Genomic DNA, 18,262 nt, shown 5'->3' on the forward strand with positions numbered 1-18,262 from the left:
TGTAAATGTGATGGCTTCTTGTATATCCCTATCCCGCGCAGGATAAGGGGGTTGCAGCCTTCCTATAAGATGAAAAGGTAATTAAAAACTTAACCTTTTCCTAAAAACACATACTTTCAATAGTCAAAAAAAGCTCTCTTCGAATATCAGAATTCAAAGAGAGTCTTTCTTTTTTCAGTAATTCAACTGCTGATTCTTCTTATTTCTTCCACTCAGCGACTTGCTCAGGGTGAGCAGCAATCCAATCCTTGGCTGCATCGGTCGGATCTTGACCCTCGTTGATCGCCAGCATGACACTTTCCATGTCATCCTTGGTCCAATTGAAATTATTCAACACGTTGTAGACCTCTGGTTCGTCATCCTTTAACCCTTGGCGAGCAATCGTATGAATGGATTCTGCTTGGCCCATTGAACCCTTCGGATCTTCCAAATATTTCAACCCATATTTGGCAAACATCCAATGTGGAGACCAGCCAGTAATCACGATCGGCTGTTTGTTCTTAATCGCTTGACCTAACGCTACAGTCATCGCTCCAGAAGAAGAAGTAGCAACCTTCCAATCAGCTAGATTAGGATAATCGGTCAAGGCTTTCTCTGCTGCATTTACTACTCCTGCACCAGGTTCGATACCTGTGATGGTTTTGTTGGCTTGGTCGGTTAAGTCTTCAATAGAATTAACGTCCATGTAGTCTGGAACAACTAAGCCCAGCTTAGCTCCTTCAAGGTTCACACCTAGATCATCTACTTGATCCTTGTATTGAGCATATTGTGCTTTATGGGTGTTTGGCAGCCAGGCTGCTACCATTCCATCGGTTTCGCCTTTAGCAACTGATTCCCACATAATCGCATTGTCCAGTGGCGTTAGGTTCACTTGGTAGCCCATGTCTTTTAAGACTTCACCGACTACGTGAGTGGAAGCGACCTCTGTATCCCATTCTACATAGGATAAATTAACAGTGCCCTTAGTTGCATCCTTTGATCCGCCAAAAGCAACTGAACCAATAATTACGACTACCGCTGCAGCGGCTATCAAAATGCCGGTTTTTTTCTTGCTGCCAGCAGTTTGTTTGGCTTTTTGCTGCTTAGGCTTGTTGATGTTTTGGGTAAAGCGGTCAATGATAATCGCTAGGATAACCAAAGCCAATCCATTCACAAAGCCGTTACCAACCTGTGCACGTTGCAAGGCTGACAAGACGCCACGTCCTAGACCGGGGGCACCGATCATCGAAGCAATTACTACCATTGATAAAGCAAGCATGGTGGTTTGGTTTACACCGGCCAAGATTGTGCTTTTTGCTAATGGCAATTCTAGCTTGAACAATTTTTGACTGGCTGTTCCACCAAATGAATCAGAGGCTTCTACCAGTTCTTTCGGAATTTGACGAATTCCTAAGTTCGTAAAACGAACAGTTGGTGGCAATGCGAAAATGACTGAGGCGAATACCCCTGGTACCATCCCGATACCAAAGAAGGCTACCGCTGGAATCAAGTACACGAAACCAGGCATGGTCTGCATAAAGTCCAGAATCGGTGTAATAATCGTCTTCGCTGTTTCATTTTTAGCCATCAGAATTCCTAATGGCACCCCAATTACGATCGAAATGACACTAGACAAAATAACTAGAGTGACCGTACTCATCAAGTCTGTCCATAAGCCTTGATTGTAAATAAACAACAAACCAATCAAGGTAAACGAGGTCAGCCCCCATTTTTTATTTGAGATAAAGAAGGCCGCAACGGTAATTACAGCAATTAAAAGCAAAGCTGGAATAGACGTTAAAATGCCGGTCATGCCATCCATGACGAATTGTCCACCGTGCTGCAGGGCAGAAAATAGTCCTGCAAAGGTACTGGTCAGCCAATCAGTGAAGGATTCAACCCAGTCAGCAATTGGCAAGCTTTGTTGTAGGAAATTAGTCATTTGCAGTCACTCCTTCCAATTCCTCTGTCTGTTCATCGGTTGTTTCCGCTAGTGCTTCCAGCACACTGCCGCGGATAACTACACCTTCTAAGCGATTGTTCTCAACTACTGCTAATGGTGTTGGAGAATCGAAAATCAGATTAAAGATGTCTGTTACCAGCATATCTTTTGGAATAGTGCGTACATTCTTATCAATAACATCCTTCAAGGATAAATTCTTTTGCCGCGCTTCCAGCGCTTTGTCGGCTGTCAGGCTGCCCTTCAGCATCCGTTTGCGGTCAACAGCTAAAAGCATGCTGACTTCTTCTTTACGCATCCGATTCAAGGCTACGTTTGGTCCATCGATTTCGATATTCGTTGTAAAGGCTGGCACCATGATATTGGCTGCCGTTAGTACCTTGGAACGATCGACATCTTCAACGAAATCGCGAACATATTGGTTCGCAGGATTGGTCAGAATTTCTTCCCCGGTACCAATTTGCATAATTTCGCCATCCTTCATCAAGGCAATGCGATCACCAATGCGCAGTGCTTCATTCAAATCATGGGTAATAAAGATGATCGTTTTTTGCACATTCGATTGAAGATCCAATAATTCGTCCTGCATTTCGCGGCGAATCAATGGGTCAAGCGCTGAGAAAGCTTCATCCATCAACAAAATCTCTGGATCATTGGCTAAAGCCCGCGCTAATCCAACCCGCTGCTGCATCCCACCGGATAGTTGATTTGGGTATTGATCTTTAAATGAGAGCAATCCGGAATTATCCAAGGCCTGCTCTGCTAATTTTTGGCGTTCTTCCTTTGGTACGCCGCGAACTTCTAGGCCGTATTCCGCATTTTCTAAAATGGTACGGTGAGGAAAGAGTCCAAAATTTTGAAAGACCATATTGATTTTATGGCGGCGAACCTCTCTTAGTTCTTCTTTATTCATTTTGGCTATGTCTTGTCCATCAATAAAAATCTCACCGGATGTTGGATCGATTAAACGGTTTAATAAACGGATCATTGTAGACTTCCCACTACCGGAAAGACCCATGACTACGAATATTTCCCCTTCGTTGACCTCAAAGCTGGCATCATAAACCCCAACGGTTGCGCCGGTTTTCTTCAAGATCTCCGTTTTGCTTTTATTTTCTTTCATCATGGCTAGGGCTTGCTGCTGCCGCTTGCCGAATATTTTGGTTAAATGTTCTACCTTAACTTTACTCAAACAACTTCCTCCTTTAAAAAAGTGACCACCATATATTAACACCATGTGGTCACTTTTGTCAAAGAGAAAGTGTAAATTTTCAGAAAATACGTGCGAAGCCCCTCAAGTGAACAAATTCGATTGAGAGGCTGGCGTCAATTATTCGATTTCTGGCAGCTGATCAGGATAAAAAAGATTTTGCATCCGCTGGAAGCCTAATTCATTACTAACAAAGAACAAGGTGCAGCCGTTCGTCAGCTTCGCGTAGGGTCCTGGGGACAGCAGTAATTCATCCTCGTCTTGAATGGCAATGATCGTCGCTCCCGTTTCATGCCAAAGATTCAATTCGTTAACCGTTGCATTCAAATGCTGAGCCTCTTCTGTCAACTTCAACTCATAAGGAATAAACGGCGCGAAATTATGCACCCGTTTGGTTTGAGAAACCAACTGATCCAGCAAATGGGAGAAGTTTTCCAGCTCCTGCTTTTGCTGCTCGACACTGTCCAAAATTTCCTTTTTGATTTCCTGAATGGATTGAACATCTTTGTATTTTTCTAAATAGGCCTGGGCCTTCTCACGAGAAAGAACGTACGCACCACTGCCGTGACGAACTTCCATTATTTCTAAGTCTACTAGCACATTGATCGCTTTGCGGGCTGTTTCTGGGGATACATTGAAGTTGCTCGCCAAGGTGGAACGGGCGTGAATTTTCTGGCCCACCCCATAGCGCTGATCAGCAATTCGTTCGGCAATCTCGACCGCAACCTGCTGATAGCGCGGCAGCCGCACATGTTTCTTATCTTTATCCATGATGGTGCCCCTTTTTACGTCATTTGGTAAAAGCATACATAGTTTACCCTATCCACGGATTTTTACGCAAGAGAAACCTTAATTTGTTAGTGCTTTCTATATAATATCTTGCTAAAAAAATGCCCAGTTGGAGGGTTTTGCCTCGCTTTTCGCTTCAAAAAGTCGTAATCTGTCACAGATTATATTTTTAGGGGGAGATTTTTTGTCATTTATCATGGGGATTATCGGTCTTTTATTGGTGCTGGGCTTAAGCTATGGAATCAGCACGAATCGCAAGGGAATTCAGCTGCGGCCATTGATCGTGATGCTGGTATTGCAATTTTTATTAGGCTTTCTTCTGCTGCGAACAACCTTCGGAACTACCTTAGTCGGTGGCTTAGCGAATGTATTTGCGGCTTTATTAACGTTTGCTCACTCCGGAGTAACCTTTGTTTTTGGCGGAATTACCAACAAGGGCAGTGCGCCGTTCTTTTTGACCGTACTGATGCCGATCGTTTTTATTTCAGCCATTATTGGAATTCTGCGCTACATCAAAATCCTGCCGTTTTTTATGAAATGGGTGGGCTTGGGTCTAAGCAAGATTAACGGCTTAGGGAAGCTTGAGTCCTACAATGGGATTGCCTCAGCTATTTTGGGTCAGTCAGAAGTGTTTATCTCGATTAAAAAGGAGCTGCCTTTCCTGTCAGAAAAGCGATTAACAACGATGAGTATTTCTGCGATGTCGACAGTCTCGATGTCGATCGTGGGCTCTTACATGGCACTACTAGAACCTCGCTATGTGATTACTGCGCTAGTGTTGAACCTCTTCGGCGGCTTTATCATTTCGTCCTTGGTCAATCCTTATCAATTGGATCAGCAAGAGGACGAGCTGTTGATTGCGGAAGACGACCAGCAAACCTTCTTTCAAATGCTGGGAGAATACATTTTAGATGGATTCCATGTGGCTATTACCGTTGCTGCTATGCTGATTGGTTTCGTCGCATTGATTGCCATGATCAACTTTATTTTTAGCAAAATAACTGGACTGACCTTCCAAGAGATTTTGGGATACATTTTTGCACCCTTTGCTTTTATTACGGGAATTCCATGGGATGAAGCTGTTTCTGCTGGCAGCTTAATGGCTACTAAATTGGTGACCAATGAGTTTGTGGCGATGACTGAGCTGGCAAAGGGTTCTTGGGATTTTAGCGGACGGACGACTGCGATTGTCTCAGTTTTCTTGGTTTCCTTTGCTAACTTTTCTTCCATCGGCATCATTTCAGGTGCAATGAAGGGCTTGAATGAAGAAAAAGGGAATCTGGTTGCTAAAAATGGCTTAAAGATTTTGCTGAGTGCTACCTTGGTCAGCTTTCTGAGTGCCATTGTTACTGGGTTAATTTATTAGAGTAAAAAGCTTAAGGCCGCGACCTTAAGCTTTTTTTGTTCCACCAATACAATAATGCCGGCATAATGATAAAGCCCATTATCATCGCACCAATCGCCAACAGATTAAGGTGACGTTGACCGTTAACCATTTGGGTAAACTGAGCCACCCAATCGAACTTAATCAGTAAAAAAATGGTAATGACAAAGCCCAGTAATGGCACGAGTACATCTGTCCACCAGTTGTGATGCACTTGCTGCAAAACAGGTGCATCACCTCATCCCCTAGCCTATAAAAGTCCTGGAAATTTGTCTGCTAAAACGACTCAAAAAAAACAGCCTCTGCTTTCACAGAAACTGTCGGATGCTACGGTTGTTCGTCTTCTTGTAAATCAAATTCGTAAGGTTCGCCCTCATAAAAGTAGAGGGTGTCAACGGTTGCCTCAGGATCCCGAGCAACTAATTCTTTTCTAAAAGGGAAGCTTGATGGACGGCTGCTTTTTGTTTTGCTGCCGGAAAGCGTATAGCTTAACCTGCCATCCTCAGCAGGCAGGCTTAGCTGCGCCATTACATCATCAATCACGCTTTGTTCGTCAAAGTCTTCCTCTTTTACGGCTTTTTTATAGTCGTTGAAAAAATTTTCTTGTCCATCAAAATATTCTAATACCATTTTTGTTCCTTCCTTTCACTAGCTCTTTCTTTCATTGTAAAAGAAATCTCCAAAAAACGTTAATGAAAGGTATTGACCAAACATAAGCTGGCTAATATAAATCCATCAATCCTTCTTCGGTTTGATACAAGGGCCAGCTGCCTGTCAGCTCCAAACGAATCAGTTTCAGTTCATCGGGTGCCTCCAGCTTACGTAATTCACTAAGCATTGCCTGCATCAATAGCTGCTGCTGAAAAAGATGCTCATTATTTGAAAGCAGGATATCCTGATCCAGCGCCTGCAAATATTCACGATGATTCGTACGCAGCAGCTTAAGAATTTTCTTCAACTCCCGTTCGTCGTTACGACCCAGCTGGGGCTGATTGTTTGAGTCAACAGTCAACCGCTTCTTATGAATCAAGAAGGTCGCAAAAATCAGCGGCTCCGGTGAAACAAGCTTATTGGGTTCTACTATGTTCCATTCATTTTCTAGAAGATCAATTGCCAAAGTAAGTTTCATATGTACATTCGTCCTTTCCAGAACAGATTGTAGCATGTTTTCCAACAATAGCCTTGATCAATTTGCGCATAATTAGTTATTTTTAACTATTGCTAACCGCCTCTTGTCAGCAGCCCAACTATTCACTATACTGCAAGAGGTGTCAGTCCAGCTTTTGGCACATTTTTTGGATTAAAGCTCTCTTAATGCCTGCCTGTTTCGTTGGATGGCAGACATCCGAAGATCAATGATAAATTTGTTTCCCTTATTTTGGAGGCAGCTCTAATTCTGCATTTGGCAGTCCCTCCTATTCTCAAGTATAATTAACAAGTAGACAAGCTATCGAAGTGAAGAACACAGGCTGAAAAGCTTGAACGAAAGAAAATGATGAAGGAGCAGTTTTGTGAAAAAAAGTATGAAAATTTTAATTGGTGTTGTGATCGTTTTGATCATTGGCTTGGTATTTGCTGGTAATTATTTTTACAATTACGCTGTCGTTCCGGCTGAAAAGAGCTTTTTAGGAGATGGCAGCAGTGAGAAAACTGAAGAACTGATCCAAGCAGAATCTTGGTTTACCGATAAGAATAATCGGACAACCTGGAAACTGACTTCGGACGATGGTCTTGACTTATCAGCGATCTATTTACCTGCAGACAACGATGAAAAGAAGACGGCGATTTTGGCTCATGGGTATATGGGCAAAGCTGAGGACATGGCTGAGTATGCCGATCTTTACCATAGCTTAGGCTACAACGTGCTAGTGCCAGATGCTCGAGGTCACGGGTCCAGTGAAGGGGACTATATCGGCTTCGGTTGGGATGAACGCAAGGATTACGTGCAGTGGATTCAGGAAGTATTGAAGAAGACTAACTCAGATGAATCGATCGTCTTACATGGTGTTAGTATGGGTGCTGCCACCGTTATGATGACCAGCGGTGAAAAATTACCGGAGAATGTGAAAGCGATCATTGAGGATTGCGGCTATACTTCTGCTAAGGATGAACTAAGCTATCAGTTGAAGGAAATGTTTAACCTGCCCTCATTTCCGTTGATTCCAGTAACCAGTCTAGTGACCAAGGTGCGCGCTGGCTACTTCTTTGGCGAAGCAGATGCTGTGAAACAATTGAAGAAAAATACAACTCCAATGCTATTTATTCATGGTGACAAGGATGACTTCGTGCCATTTTATATGCTAGATGAGGTCTATGCAGCCACCGATGCACCAAAGGAAAAATATGTTGTCGCCGGGGCTGGACATGCACAAGCCATGTCGAAAGACCCAGCTAAATACAAAGAGACAGTTGAGAATTTCTTGACTGCTCATCCGTAAAATAAATTAAACGAAGCGATACCACATTGATAGGTGGTTTTCGCTTCGTTTTTTTATCCCGTCTTAAAAATAATTCTCACCATATAGAATCGAGGTCTGAAGCTGCTGTTCCTCCAAAACAATTAAACGAGCGCCCCTTCTGTTTTGACTAATCGCTCCATAGCCTGAAACTTGTCCAAATACGACTTCTAATCCTAAATAATTCGTCTGAAAATTATTATCATGGTTATGACCCGCAAAGACTCCTTTAGTTATGGGATCAAACAACAATGCGGCAAAGAAACCCGTATTGATCTCCGGACTATCGACTCGTAACTCGTCCACTACACTATTTATCGGACGATTTACTTGGTAAGCCTCCATAAACTCCTGCAAAGGAATGTGCAAAAAACTATACGCACTCTTCACTGCGCTATGTTTATGATAGTAACGAGCTGTTGTTTTAAACCAATCGATTTGCTCGGGTAGGATCCAATCATACCGGCTGTAGGGGCTGTCGGTATATTCACCAGAATCAATAATAAACAAAAGATGTTCAATCTGTAGTTGGTTTGAATTGTATATCTCCAATACATAGCTCTCCCGATCGTTAGCAATCAACGAACACTTTTTTTCAGCCAAAGATTTGATGTCCATTTCTTTTTGTCGCAGCATTCCTCGCGTAATAGCCGGGTGATTGGAATCATGATTGCCATAAGTTAGAGCAATCGGAAATTCTAAAGTATTGCAAAAATCAATAAACTCTTGAAATATGGCCAAGGGAGCGTCGGCAATAGTGCTCCAAACAATATCACCGGTAAACAAAATCAAATCAGGCTGTTCTTTCTTGCTCATCGCTTGAATCATTTGCAAAGTCTGCTGATCCGCTTCGTCCAGCGGCCAGGTTCGCAGGTGTAAATCAGTGAATTGAAGGATACGGAAACTACTTGAGTTTTTTTCCGAACGCATTAACCGCATAGTTGATAGCCTTTCCGATTGATCCTTACTTGGTCCCCAATTTCGGCTGCTTGGGCATCTTGAGACAAAATGACCATTTCCTGCTGCTGCAGTTGAACGGTGTATTGTGTTTCTCGTCCTAAAAATTGTTTGTCGATTACTTGAACCGTTAGTCCCTGATCTGCTGAGAGAACAAAATCTTCAGGATGAACAGGATAGGTTTGCTGCTGCCTAAAATGTGGATGCACCTCCTGGCCTGTCCAGAAAAATTCAGTATCGGTGCCCGCAGGATAGAACTGTGATCCCCGCCAATTTCCTTGGATAAGCTGGGCTTTGCCGACAAAGTCAGCAACAAATTCAGAGGCCGGATAATGATAGAGATTATAAGGCGTATCAAATTGTTCAATCTTTCCTTGATTCATTACAATGATTCGATCAGCCAAAGCCATTGCTTCCTTCTGGTCGTGTGTGACATATAGAATAGTAGCTTGGGTTGCTTGATGGATTTTCTTGATTTCGCGGATCATGGTTTCCTTCAGATGAGCATCTAGTGCACTTAACGGCTCATCCATTAATAGCAGCTGCGGCTTTGAAACGATTGCTCTGGCTAAAGCCACCCGCTGCTTCTGTCCACCGGATAATTCATTGGGAAACCGTTCCTTAAAGTTCGTTAATTCTACTAGGGTTAAAATTTCAGCAATACGCTCTTCTTTTTCCTTTTGTGACAGCAGCTGCTTGTGCTTGCTGCTGTTTAGAGGATACAACAAATGCTGCAGCACATTCATGTGTGGCCACAGGGCAAATTGTTGGAAGACCATCCCAAGTTCCCGCTCATTTACGGGGATTTGGCGACTATTTTGATAGAAGGCCTGCTCATTGAACTGAATAGAACCACTGGTAGGCTCGACAAAACCAGCGATACAACGTAACAACGTTGTCTTCCCGCAACCTGAAGGTCCTAAAATTGCGATAAATTCATTTTGATCGATCGCTAAATCAATAGATTCTAATGCGGCAGCTGTCGAATAAATTTTGGACAATTTTTCTACAATCAACTTAGTCATTCGTTACCCTCCCTTTTTTCTCCAAACTGGAACGAATACTTAGAATTACTAAGATAAACAAGGTTACTATTACTGAATAGGCCTGAGCCAGGCTGTTGTCTCCACTCGTTTGTAAATTAAAAATAGTCAAACCAACCGTTTTTGTTCCTGCTGCTGCCAGCAAAGAAGACAGAGTCAGCTCGGTAAACGCTCCGACGAACATCAAAAATGAACTGGCAAATAATTGATGTTTAATCATAGGCAACAGAATTCGCCGCCATTTTTCCCAATGACTAGAGCCAGAAACTAATGCGGCCTCCTCCAACTCACTATCGACAGCTAAAAAGGCGGTATTACTTCCCCGCAGCAGCAGTAAGGCATAGCGAGTTACGTAGGCAATCAGCAAGATTTTCAACGTACCGTAAACATTCGGAACCTGATTCCAGTAAAAAATCATACTCAAAGCTAGGACAATTCCGGGCGTTGAATAGGTTAGTGAGGCTCCCAGCTCAATAGGCAATGTTGCCTTAGCATTTACCCGCTGCTTGTAATGCATCACCCACACACCTAAAAGAACACAGAGAATGATAGCTGCAATCGTGATCGTAAAGCTGGTAATAAAGCCCTGATACATACTTGGGGCGGTTAAAATAAACCGATAGTTTTTCAGACTCATATGCGAAATATCAAAAATGGATTTCACGTATCCCGAATGGAAAGAGGATAGCATCATAAAAATCAGTGGAACAATGTTAATACAAAACAGTAGCAACAGCAGACCAAACTGCAAAGCTTTTCGTTTTCCTTCTGATAATAATATGCGAGGTTCATGGTTCAGCGGGGCCGTCTCCAAACTTTTTGTCCTTCTCAGTAACAGCCACTGAATAAACAAGGTCACAAAGGATAAGCTAGCTAAGATGATGGATAACACCGCAGCCTCATTAAAGCTATTGGGACCAAAACCGATTGCCTTTTCATAAATGTACGTGCTTAATACTTGAATCCCTGCGGAGCTTCCCAGCGTAACCGGAATGGCAAAATTATCTATTGAGCTCAAAAAAGCTAAAACAATCCCACTAATGATTGGCGACAGCACACTGCGCAAATTGATATTTCTCAGTGTCGCTTTTACCGAATAGCCGGAGATCAGAGACGCCCATTCTTGTTCTCGGGGAATCTTGCGTAAAATATCTACTAGATTCAAATAAACCAAGGCAGCATTACTGAGCCCCATCACAAAAATAATTCCGCCGATTGAATACATATTAATCTTGGACAGCGATAGCTCTAGTAATAAACGATTAATCGGCCCGTTTGCTGAGAATAACGAAGTCCAAGACAACGTCACTACATAGCCTGGAATCACGTAAGGTAAAATAACCATCGTTTCAATTAACCGTTTCATTTGAATGTTGGTATAAGCAACGATTACTGCCATTATCCCACCAAACAGACCGGATATAATTGTTGAAGCCACAGCAATAATGAGTGTATTTTTGATCGCTCCGACCGTTCTGACTGAATGAAAAACAGCGTTGAAATTCTGAAGGTTCAGTGAACCCTCAGCTTCAAACGCCATTTTAAACAACGTGAATAGCGGCAAAATAAATACACACAAACCTATCAAAAAAAAGAGCAGAGAATGGAATCCCTTTATAGGTTTGGACATATGAAAAACTCCTTATCTTTCCTTAATTTTGACCAAATAGTTCTGCAAATTTTTCTTTATCGGCATCTCGATTTTCCAAAACTTTGGTTTCATCGAAAGGCATCGGGTCAATATCTTCGACTCCTTTTAACCCTTCTGGTGCAGCTACACCTTGGCGTACTGGAGTATAGCCCATTTTAGAAGCAGCCGTTTGGCCTTCTTTTGAAAGAACGAAATCAACAAACGTTTCTGCAGGCGCAGCGTTGGCCGTATCCTTAATAATACCGATTGGTTCAGTTACATAGAGTGCACCTTCTTCTGGATAAACAAACTCTATTGGTGCTCCGTCTTGCTTCGCACGATTAGCCATATAGTCAACCAGCATTCCGATGCCTTGTTCACCATTAATCAATGCATCACGAACCGTTCCGTTTCCTTGCCCTACAAATACTTCATTGTCTTTTAATGCTTTATAAAAGTCCCAGCCGATCTTTTCCTGCTGCGTCAAAATCGATAAATTTAGGGAAGCTGCTCCTGAATACAGCGGACTTGGAATCATGGTTTGGCCTTTTACTTGTTTGTTTGTCATATCAGCGAAACCCTTAATATCATTTGCATCTACCATGTCAGTATTTACAGCTAAGCCAGTTACGATTAATTTCGTTCCTGTATATAAATTTTCATCGTCCACGTACTCTTCCGGAATTTCTGCCGACTCTTTTGATTCATAGGGTTGCAATAAATCTTCCTCTGCTAGATTTTCAAAAGTAAAGCTGTCCGATACCAGCAACGCATCTGCTTGAATTTTGCCGGTTTGTTTTTCAGCTAAAACTTTAGAAATAACTTCTTCTGTTCCTGAACGAAAAACATTTACCTTGATGTCAGGATATTCTTCATTAAATGTCTCCACCAGCTTTGCAACATCTTCTTCTGGTTGGGAGGTATATAAGGTGAACTCACCGGTATCAGACTTCGCTTTTTGATCAGTGGATTCCGACGAATTTCCAGCTTTTGACGAGCTTTCCTTCGTATTAGCGGCTGGATTCGACCCGCATGCAGCCAACGCAACAACTGCCAAACTTAAAAACAATACTTTTTTAAACCTTTTCACTTAAATAGCCCCCTTAAATTAATTGTTTTCTAGCATCACCTATTCTAGCGGACTCATTTCAATTCATGGTTAACTCTAGGTAAGGTTTAAGTAAAGGATTGTAAACATTATGTAAAAAACGTTTTCAACAAATATTGTTCTATGTTAAGCTTCCAGCAAGGGGGAATGATATGGGAAATCGAATCAAGTTTGAGGAGATTGTCAATTTTAGAGATGTCGGTGGATACAATACAGCTCTTGGAAAACAAACGCTAGAGGGGTTCATTTATCGTTCTAGTATGCTCTTTGGTCCCACTCCTGCTGATCAGCAGCTTATGCAAAAGCTGAACCTTCAAACCATTATTGATTTGCGGGCACCTGCTGAATTAGAACGAGAACCCAATCCTTATAAAGATGAAATAAACCATTATTATTCCATTAACCTCAGCGGCCAGCAGGATCGTGGTCGAGCGGCTGAATTAAGTACTCAAACAACGGATCCTTACTTTATGAGTGAACGTTATTTGGAGTATGTTGAAGGTGGGAGAACGGAAATTGGCCGGCTGTTTCGTTTATTGCTGCAAAAAGAGCATTATCCGCTAGTCATTCATTGCAGTGCTGGGAAGGACCGTACCGGTGTTGTTATTTACTTGATTTTATTGCTGCAAGGGGTATTAATTGAAGAGATTATTGCTGATTATCAGGTTTCTTATACCTATATTAAGCATGATTCCCGCATTTTACAGAATAAACAACTGTTGAATGTTTACCACTCTTACCCTGAAATCATGGAGCAGTTTCATCAAAAATTTCATGCTGCCTACGGGACAATCGGCAACTACCTCCGAGAATTGTCCTTCACGGAAGATGAACTGCTGCAATTGAAACATCTCTTAGTCTCGTGAAAATTTTTCTATAATAAATTAAAAACCTCACTACACAGCGGTATTCTGCTGATAATGAGGTTTTTTACTATTTAACTTCCTTCTTGCTGTATCCGATTAATCAAATACTCTGCTAATGCGTCGGTCACGGTCACACAGTTGAAGACCTTAGATTTCATCGCCACATACAACGTTTCCTTCTTAGTATCTTCGTAACAAATGGTCGCGACTTTAGGAATATTGCGAATACTTTCCAAGCTAACGCCAATAACGTTCTCGTTGATCGTACATGCAACCTCATTTCCTTCTGCATCAAAGAATTTAGAATTAATATCTCCAACCACCTGAGCATCAGCAAGTATCCGGATATCTTCTTCACTAATATACCCAATTTCGGTCATAGTGTTGCTGTCAGAGAACGGTGAAGCTAAACCAACAATTGCCATATCGACATCTCTGCCTGCTTCCAGTACATCTTTGATGGCTACATTGTTAATTAAATTGTCCTTAATCAGCGGATTGTCCACCAAAGCCGGAGCGTATAAGAATTTGCACTTGGCTCTCAGCTTTCTGGCTAGGTCGTAGGCCAGCTGGTTGGAATGGATATCGACATAATCAGAACCCATCCCCCCAATCAAAGGAATGATACACGCGTCCGGATGATTTTCGTAAGGATATTCATCAACAAATCGACGTAAAATTTTCCCCCATGACAAGCCGATCTTTTCAGCTTTGGCGATATCCCTTTTATAGGCGGTAATCGCTGTTTGGATAATGATTTTTTCGATTTCATTTTCTCGCAGGGTGCTGGTATCTAAAACCACTGCTTTGGTTAATCCGAAAAGCTGCTCCAGTTGAAGCTCCAGTTCGACCGAGTAAGCGCTTTCGCTTTTGATGTAAATCTCCACAATTCCTTGATTCTTTGCATCAATGAGATATTTGGAAACCAATGATCGTGAAATCCCTAAGCGCTTTGCAATGTCCGACTGCTTCATGTTTTCCTTATGGTACATGGTTGCTACTTTTACTAAGTCTCGATTATTATTTTTACCCTTTTCCATCCTAAACGCCCCTCGCCGTAAAAGCTTCGCAAGCTTTTCCTATTTTGTGAAGCTGGATATTGAAAAAAAAGCCTCCCTTAGAGTGTAAGGGAGGTCGCGTTTAATTACAATACTTCAATTGTATCGCCAACTTCAAATTTTGGAAATCCGCCAGGGCTTACAATGATTGCGCCTGGTAGAACATCCCCGACTTCGTTGCGGAAGTAGATGGAAATATGACCTAATTCTTCAAAATTTGCGTTCGCCTGAGAGCCAACTTCATCAATTGTAAATTCTTGATCTCCGAATTTTATTTTGCCTCCAACTTTTAAAGCATCCTTTGGTGTATCTTCAAAGTCATGAATCAAACAGATATCTCTTAATTCAGCCGTTGCTTTTGGACCAAAAAGAATAATTAACTGTTCTTCTTCAAAAGCTGGTACCATGCTGCCAATTTCTATAATCTTCGTTTTTACCATTTAGTTATTCGCTCCCATTCATTCTCTTTTTAGTACATACCGAAACTTGCCAGCCAAGCTAGGATTACTGCAGTAAATCCAGTTAACATCCGGCCGTATAAAATTGCTGGAACACCGATGGCTACGGTTTCAGGTTTCGCCTCTCCTAATGATAAACCAACCGGAATGAAGTCACAACCAGCATGTCCATTAATTGCAAACAGGGCAGGCAATGCATACTGTACTGGAATAGAGCCATTTGCTATCTGTGTACCAATCAGCACCCCGATTACCTGTGAAATTACCGCACCTGGGCCTAAGATTGGTGACAAAATCGGAATCGTACAAATTAGCGACAAGGCGATCATTCCTGGCAGTGAGCCTGCTAGTGGAGACAAGACATTTGCCAACCAGTCGCCGACACCTGTGTAGTTAATGATCCCTACCATCATACTGATAAAGGCCATAAATGGAATGATATTTTTTAATAGCATGTCCACTGCGTCACGACCAGATTGGTAGAAGGTTCCCATGACACTACCGATTCCCCGAGAGAAGCTAACTAAGAAGCTGTCTTTTTTTGCTACTTCTTGCTTATGTTCTTCTTTGATTTTCGAATATCTTTCCCGGAACTCTTCTTCTGATTCACGGCCTTCGTCTTGCTTAGTGATAATTGCTTCGGTTGCTGCTGCAGAGTCTGCACCCGTTGCATGGGCATGGTCGATACCTGCCATTTGGCGGTCTTCTAAGTCTGCATTTTCTACTAAGGTTACATCTTCTGGGCGTACACCGGAAACGAAGATATCTTCAGTAATATGTTTTGCTAAAGGTCCTGATGGTGAGGACGGTAAAATATCCACCGTTGGGATACGTTTCATCGGATAAACCCCAATCCGCGCTGTTCCACCGCAGTCGATAACTGCACAAAGTGTTTCATCCTCGGGAATTGCATTTTTAAAGCCGTCACAAGCTTCACAGCCTGTTAAGTTTGCGATCTGCTGCGCTACCGGATGGATGCCGCCGCCGGTAACTGAGACAACTTTATTCTTTTTCTCTGATGGTACTAGGGTTAATCCAACACCCCAACCTTTATTTCCCGGTTTTACAAAGACTGTTTTATACATGCCGCTTCCTCCTTCTTATGCTTGCGCTTTTTTAGCTTCTTTGGCCATCATAAACTTGGTCAAACGCTCAGTGACAATTCCCCGCATCAAGATAACCACTACCCCAACTAAGAAGTAACGAACGGCTAAGCTTGATTGGCTGTAGCCGGCTTCCATTACCCCATTGGCAATTCCAAGGTAAACAAATAATTCACCTGCATTAGCATAAGGGAACAAGCCGGTAACGGGATGAACAAAGGATACTGCTGCATCATAAAATGCTGGTTTTTCTTCTTCCTTAACGAATTTCCCAAAGGTATAAGCCATTGGGTTGGTCAGCATTAAAACAGCTAAAATCGGCATCAATGAATAGCGCAAGATCATATATTTAGAACAATAGCGGATTGCTCGGTCAACACGTTCTTCCCCGATAAATGCAATAACTGAATAAGTAAAGGTTAATAGTACAATTAATAGTGGAACAATCCCGGTCATATAGCCCATAAATTGTTCGCCGCCTGCTTCAAACAAACCAATAAAGTTTTTTCCTGCCCATTCAATGTATTTCATAGTAAAGTCCTCCTTTTAGGTAACCGCTTCCAATTTCCGTGAGTAGATTTTTGACAATGCTTCTTCAATCTTCGATAATTGATTTTCTTGCAGCTTCTTGCTGTAAAATTCTTCTAAGTGCATGCCTTGGTAAGCGGGGTCCTCTTTGAACTTGGCAAAGATCGTTAACCCACTGCAGCAATAGCACTGAACGACTTTTCCGTTTTTGTCGATTACGACCGCTACGATCGTTCGCAGCATTCGGCCCTTCACTACTTCTGTATAAAAATCATAGTCCGTGCCGGCCTGTTCAGTCGTAATTTTACGGATAAAGCTTTGATAGTATTTGACTTGAACAACACTAAAAACACTTTGCAGCATCATCAATATAGCTAAAAGTATAACAAATCCACCCATAAGGCTCTTCCTTTCTAAAAGCAGACAAGGGCGTCCCCCCATCTGCTTTATTGTTGTTGCTTACTCGCCAAACGTAGAATCTTGTAATTTACGTAAACGATAAACCGTAGTTGATTCGTCGATTTCAATATCGTCATAGGTTAAGAAGGTTCCATCCTTAATGTCGCGTTTGGCAACAGATGAACCACCAACTAAACCGATTGGCACATTGCCATTTTTAGCCATGTCTTCGTGGGTTTCCAGAACACCGCGGACACAGTAGCCGCCGATGCCATCGATTTTTTCCCCTTTTTTGATGTCTTTCTTCGCTACTGCTACTGTTTCAGAGATTGGTGCCCCCAATGGAACAATCGCATGATCGTGGTTTAAGACTGCCTTCGCAATAGTGATTGGTGTTTCTAAGCTGGCTAAATGGTATGGACGGTACAAGATATGATGATCGCGATCACCCTTCTTCATTAAGTAGCTTAACTCGTGCTGTACGCCTTCGTTTTGGCCTTTTACAATGACAAATACCCCAGGTGCTAAACCATCTACGTATTCTACAACACCATATTTGTCTAAGATACCGCCATTTTCCTTCGTATCTAGATCCTTAATTACTGAATCTACATCACCGCTGATTCCATGCATTCCTACTTTATCAGGAACAAAGCCGATTGCATTGGATAATAAGTTCATTTCTGCCATGGTCTTGGTTCCATCTTGGAAGGCTGCCAGCATATGGCTGGACATGTTTTTCTCATCTGCTTCAGCTTGAGCAGTATCGGGATTTGCACCAACCTTTAATTTGTTGTTCTTCCCTTTACCAGCAACTAAGACTTCCATCCCCATACTTTTAGCGAATTCGAACAGCTCAGTCGTTGCTGCTGGCTCATCGCCATCAGATCCGGTATAAATCAAGTTCGCTGAATCATACATTTTCTTCATTAGAGGGCCAATGGTAATATCCACTTCTACATTCAGTAATACCAAATGTTTTTTAGCTAACAATGTCTCTAAGGAAATTTGAGCGCCGACTTCTGGTACACCCGTTGCATCAACGATGACTTCTACTTTATCTGAATGAATAATTTCTTTAAAATCTGAACTGGTTAAGATATCGACTTTCTTTTCTGCACTTGCATTGTAAGCATCAGCTGCTCGTTTCGCTCCATCAAGGTTGATATCGCTGACTCCAGTGACTGCCATGCCAGGAATAGTAGAAATCTGTGCGATCATTCCAAATCCCATTTGTCCTGCACCAATTACTCCGACCTTAATTGGGGCATTGTTTCTTTCTCTCTCCAAAAGCTTTCCATAAAGTGTCATTGTGAACCCCTCCATATTGTTGT

At 42.2% G+C, this 18,262-nt stretch carries 19 protein-coding genes; 3 read left to right on the top strand and 16 right to left on the bottom strand.

The window, feature by feature from the left end; genetic code table 11:
- Positions 1–199: 199 nt before the first annotated feature.
- The 3 genes from IGI49_RS13555 to IGI49_RS13565 form a co-directional block, all read right to left on the bottom strand.
- Positions 200–1,921 carry an ABC transporter permease/substrate binding protein gene (locus IGI49_RS13555; protein WP_429962128.1) on the bottom strand — a complete coding sequence of 574 codons (1,722 nt, stop codon included), beginning with the start codon at positions 1,919–1,921 and terminating at the stop codon, positions 200–202.
- Positions 1,914–3,131, bottom strand: a complete 1,218-nt coding sequence (locus IGI49_RS13560) for a quaternary amine ABC transporter ATP-binding protein (RefSeq protein ID WP_278253139.1) — start codon at positions 3,129–3,131, stop codon at positions 1,914–1,916. Before IGI49_RS13560 ends, IGI49_RS13555 begins: the two co-directional genes overlap by 8 nt.
- Before the next feature lie 138 nt (positions 3,132–3,269).
- Positions 3,270–3,920 (bottom strand): GntR family transcriptional regulator, encoded by a 651-nt coding sequence (locus tag IGI49_RS13565; protein ID WP_429962129.1) that lies wholly within the window; start codon positions 3,918–3,920, stop codon positions 3,270–3,272.
- Between the two features lie 202 nt (positions 3,921–4,122).
- Here IGI49_RS13565 and IGI49_RS13570 point away from each other — a divergent pair, with 202 nt between their 5' ends.
- Positions 4,123–5,304: a NupC/NupG family nucleoside CNT transporter gene (locus IGI49_RS13570; protein ID WP_429962130.1), complete on the top strand. Its 1,182-nt coding sequence runs from the start codon at positions 4,123–4,125 to the stop codon at positions 5,302–5,304.
- A 10-nt stretch (positions 5,305–5,314) separates the two neighbouring features.
- On the opposite strand, the gene IGI49_RS13575 is transcribed toward IGI49_RS13570, so the two are convergent.
- The 3 genes from IGI49_RS13575 to IGI49_RS13585 all read right to left on the bottom strand — a co-directional run bounded on the left by IGI49_RS13575 (position 5,315) and on the right by IGI49_RS13585 (position 6,451).
- Complete coding sequence (locus tag IGI49_RS13575) at positions 5,315–5,545, bottom strand: hypothetical protein (RefSeq protein ID WP_429962131.1); 231 nt, start codon at positions 5,543–5,545, stop codon at positions 5,315–5,317.
- Positions 5,546–5,649: 104 nt separating this feature from the next.
- A complete protein-coding gene (locus IGI49_RS13580; RefSeq protein ID WP_429962132.1) occupies positions 5,650–5,952 on the bottom strand; it encodes a DUF5960 family protein in 303 nt (100 codons plus the stop codon).
- A gap of 91 nt (positions 5,953–6,043) precedes the next feature.
- Entirely contained in the window at positions 6,044–6,451 is a 408-nt protein-coding gene (locus IGI49_RS13585; protein ID WP_429962133.1) for a hypothetical protein, read from the bottom strand.
- Positions 6,452–6,833: 382 nt separating this feature from the next.
- On the opposite strand from IGI49_RS13585, the gene IGI49_RS13590 reads away from it, so the two are divergent.
- On the top strand, positions 6,834–7,760 hold the full coding sequence (locus tag IGI49_RS13590) for an alpha/beta hydrolase (protein WP_429962134.1): 927 nt from the start codon (positions 6,834–6,836) through the stop codon (positions 7,758–7,760).
- A gap of 63 nt (positions 7,761–7,823) precedes the next feature.
- Here IGI49_RS13590 and IGI49_RS13595 read toward each other — a convergent pair whose 3' ends face one another.
- The 4 genes from IGI49_RS13595 to IGI49_RS13610 are packed head-to-tail and all read right to left on the bottom strand — an operon-like array spanning position 7,824 to position 12,498.
- Positions 7,824–8,717, bottom strand: coding sequence for a metallophosphoesterase family protein (locus IGI49_RS13595; RefSeq protein ID WP_429962135.1), 894 nt, complete (start codon positions 8,715–8,717; stop codon positions 7,824–7,826).
- Complete coding sequence (locus IGI49_RS13600) at positions 8,708–9,760, bottom strand: ABC transporter ATP-binding protein (protein ID WP_429962136.1); 1,053 nt, start codon at positions 9,758–9,760, stop codon at positions 8,708–8,710. Before IGI49_RS13600 ends, IGI49_RS13595 begins: the two co-directional genes overlap by 10 nt.
- The gene (locus tag IGI49_RS13605; RefSeq protein WP_207703965.1) at positions 9,753–11,408 is read right to left on the bottom strand and encodes an ABC transporter permease; all 1,656 of its coding nucleotides are present in this window, start codon (positions 11,406–11,408) and stop codon (positions 9,753–9,755) included. Before IGI49_RS13605 ends, IGI49_RS13600 begins: the two co-directional genes overlap by 8 nt.
- Positions 11,409–11,430: 22 nt before the next feature.
- Positions 11,431–12,498, bottom strand: coding sequence for an ABC transporter substrate-binding protein (locus tag IGI49_RS13610; protein ID WP_429962137.1), 1,068 nt, complete (start codon positions 12,496–12,498; stop codon positions 11,431–11,433).
- Between the two features lie 170 nt (positions 12,499–12,668).
- On the opposite strand from IGI49_RS13610, the gene IGI49_RS13615 reads away from it, so the two are divergent.
- Positions 12,669–13,382, top strand: a complete 714-nt coding sequence (locus IGI49_RS13615) for a tyrosine-protein phosphatase (protein WP_429962138.1) — start codon at positions 12,669–12,671, stop codon at positions 13,380–13,382.
- Between the two features lie 71 nt (positions 13,383–13,453).
- On the opposite strand, the gene IGI49_RS13620 is transcribed toward IGI49_RS13615, so the two are convergent.
- From IGI49_RS13620 to IGI49_RS13645, 6 genes are all read right to left on the bottom strand, one after another.
- The gene (locus IGI49_RS13620; RefSeq protein ID WP_429962139.1) at positions 13,454–14,422 is read right to left on the bottom strand and encodes a sugar-binding transcriptional regulator; all 969 of its coding nucleotides are present in this window, start codon (positions 14,420–14,422) and stop codon (positions 13,454–13,456) included.
- Positions 14,423–14,526: 104 nt separating this feature from the next.
- Positions 14,527–14,880 carry a PTS glucitol/sorbitol transporter subunit IIA gene (locus IGI49_RS13625; RefSeq protein WP_429962140.1) on the bottom strand — a complete coding sequence of 118 codons (354 nt, stop codon included), beginning with the start codon at positions 14,878–14,880 and terminating at the stop codon, positions 14,527–14,529.
- Positions 14,881–14,909: 29 nt separating this feature from the next.
- Entirely contained in the window at positions 14,910–15,983 is a 1,074-nt protein-coding gene (gene srlE, locus IGI49_RS13630; protein ID WP_429962141.1) for a PTS glucitol/sorbitol transporter subunit IIB, read from the bottom strand.
- Between the two features lie 15 nt (positions 15,984–15,998).
- Positions 15,999–16,532 (bottom strand): PTS glucitol/sorbitol transporter subunit IIC, encoded by a 534-nt coding sequence (gene srlA / locus IGI49_RS13635; RefSeq protein WP_207703959.1) that lies wholly within the window; start codon positions 16,530–16,532, stop codon positions 15,999–16,001.
- A gap of 15 nt (positions 16,533–16,547) precedes the next feature.
- Positions 16,548–16,928 (bottom strand): transcriptional regulator GutM, encoded by a 381-nt coding sequence (locus IGI49_RS13640; RefSeq protein WP_207703958.1) that lies wholly within the window; start codon positions 16,926–16,928, stop codon positions 16,548–16,550.
- Between the two features lie 60 nt (positions 16,929–16,988).
- Entirely contained in the window at positions 16,989–18,239 is a 1,251-nt protein-coding gene (locus IGI49_RS13645; RefSeq protein ID WP_429962142.1) for an NAD(P)H-dependent oxidoreductase, read from the bottom strand.
- Positions 18,240–18,262 lie beyond the last annotated feature (23 nt).

Source organism: Enterococcus sp. AZ071 (assembly GCF_050499065.1).
GTDB lineage: Bacteria > Bacillota > Bacilli > Lactobacillales > Enterococcaceae > Enterococcus_A > Enterococcus_A ferrettii.

Coding starts and splice junctions, on each gene's coding strand:
- IGI49_RS13555 (WP_429962128.1), bottom strand. CDS start 1,921: ATGACTAATTTCCTACAACAAAGCTTGCCAATTGCTGACTGGGTTGAA.
- IGI49_RS13565 (WP_429962129.1), bottom strand. CDS start 3,920: ATGGATAAAGATAAGAAACATGTGCGGCTGCCGCGCTATCAGCAGGTT.
- IGI49_RS13580 (WP_429962132.1), bottom strand. CDS start 5,952: ATGGTATTAGAATATTTTGATGGACAAGAAAATTTTTTCAACGACTAT.
- IGI49_RS13585 (WP_429962133.1), bottom strand. CDS start 6,451: ATGAAACTTACTTTGGCAATTGATCTTCTAGAAAATGAATGGAACATA.
- IGI49_RS13595 (WP_429962135.1), bottom strand. CDS start 8,717: ATGCGGTTAATGCGTTCGGAAAAAAACTCAAGTAGTTTCCGTATCCTT.
- IGI49_RS13600 (WP_429962136.1), bottom strand. CDS start 9,760: ATGACTAAGTTGATTGTAGAAAAATTGTCCAAAATTTATTCGACAGCT.
- IGI49_RS13605 (WP_207703965.1), bottom strand. CDS start 11,408: ATGTCCAAACCTATAAAGGGATTCCATTCTCTGCTCTTTTTTTTGATA.
- IGI49_RS13615 (WP_429962138.1), top strand. CDS start 12,669: ATGGGAAATCGAATCAAGTTTGAGGAGATTGTCAATTTTAGAGATGTC.
- IGI49_RS13620 (WP_429962139.1), bottom strand. CDS start 14,422: ATGGAAAAGGGTAAAAATAATAATCGAGACTTAGTAAAAGTAGCAACC.
- IGI49_RS13625 (WP_429962140.1), bottom strand. CDS start 14,880: ATGGTAAAAACGAAGATTATAGAAATTGGCAGCATGGTACCAGCTTTT.
- srlE (WP_429962141.1), bottom strand. CDS start 15,983: ATGTATAAAACAGTCTTTGTAAAACCGGGAAATAAAGGTTGGGGTGTT.
- srlA (WP_207703959.1), bottom strand. CDS start 16,532: ATGAAATACATTGAATGGGCAGGAAAAAACTTTATTGGTTTGTTTGAA.
- IGI49_RS13640 (WP_207703958.1), bottom strand. CDS start 16,928: ATGGGTGGATTTGTTATACTTTTAGCTATATTGATGATGCTGCAAAGT.
- IGI49_RS13645 (WP_429962142.1), bottom strand. CDS start 18,239: ATGACACTTTATGGAAAGCTTTTGGAGAGAGAAAGAAACAATGCCCCA.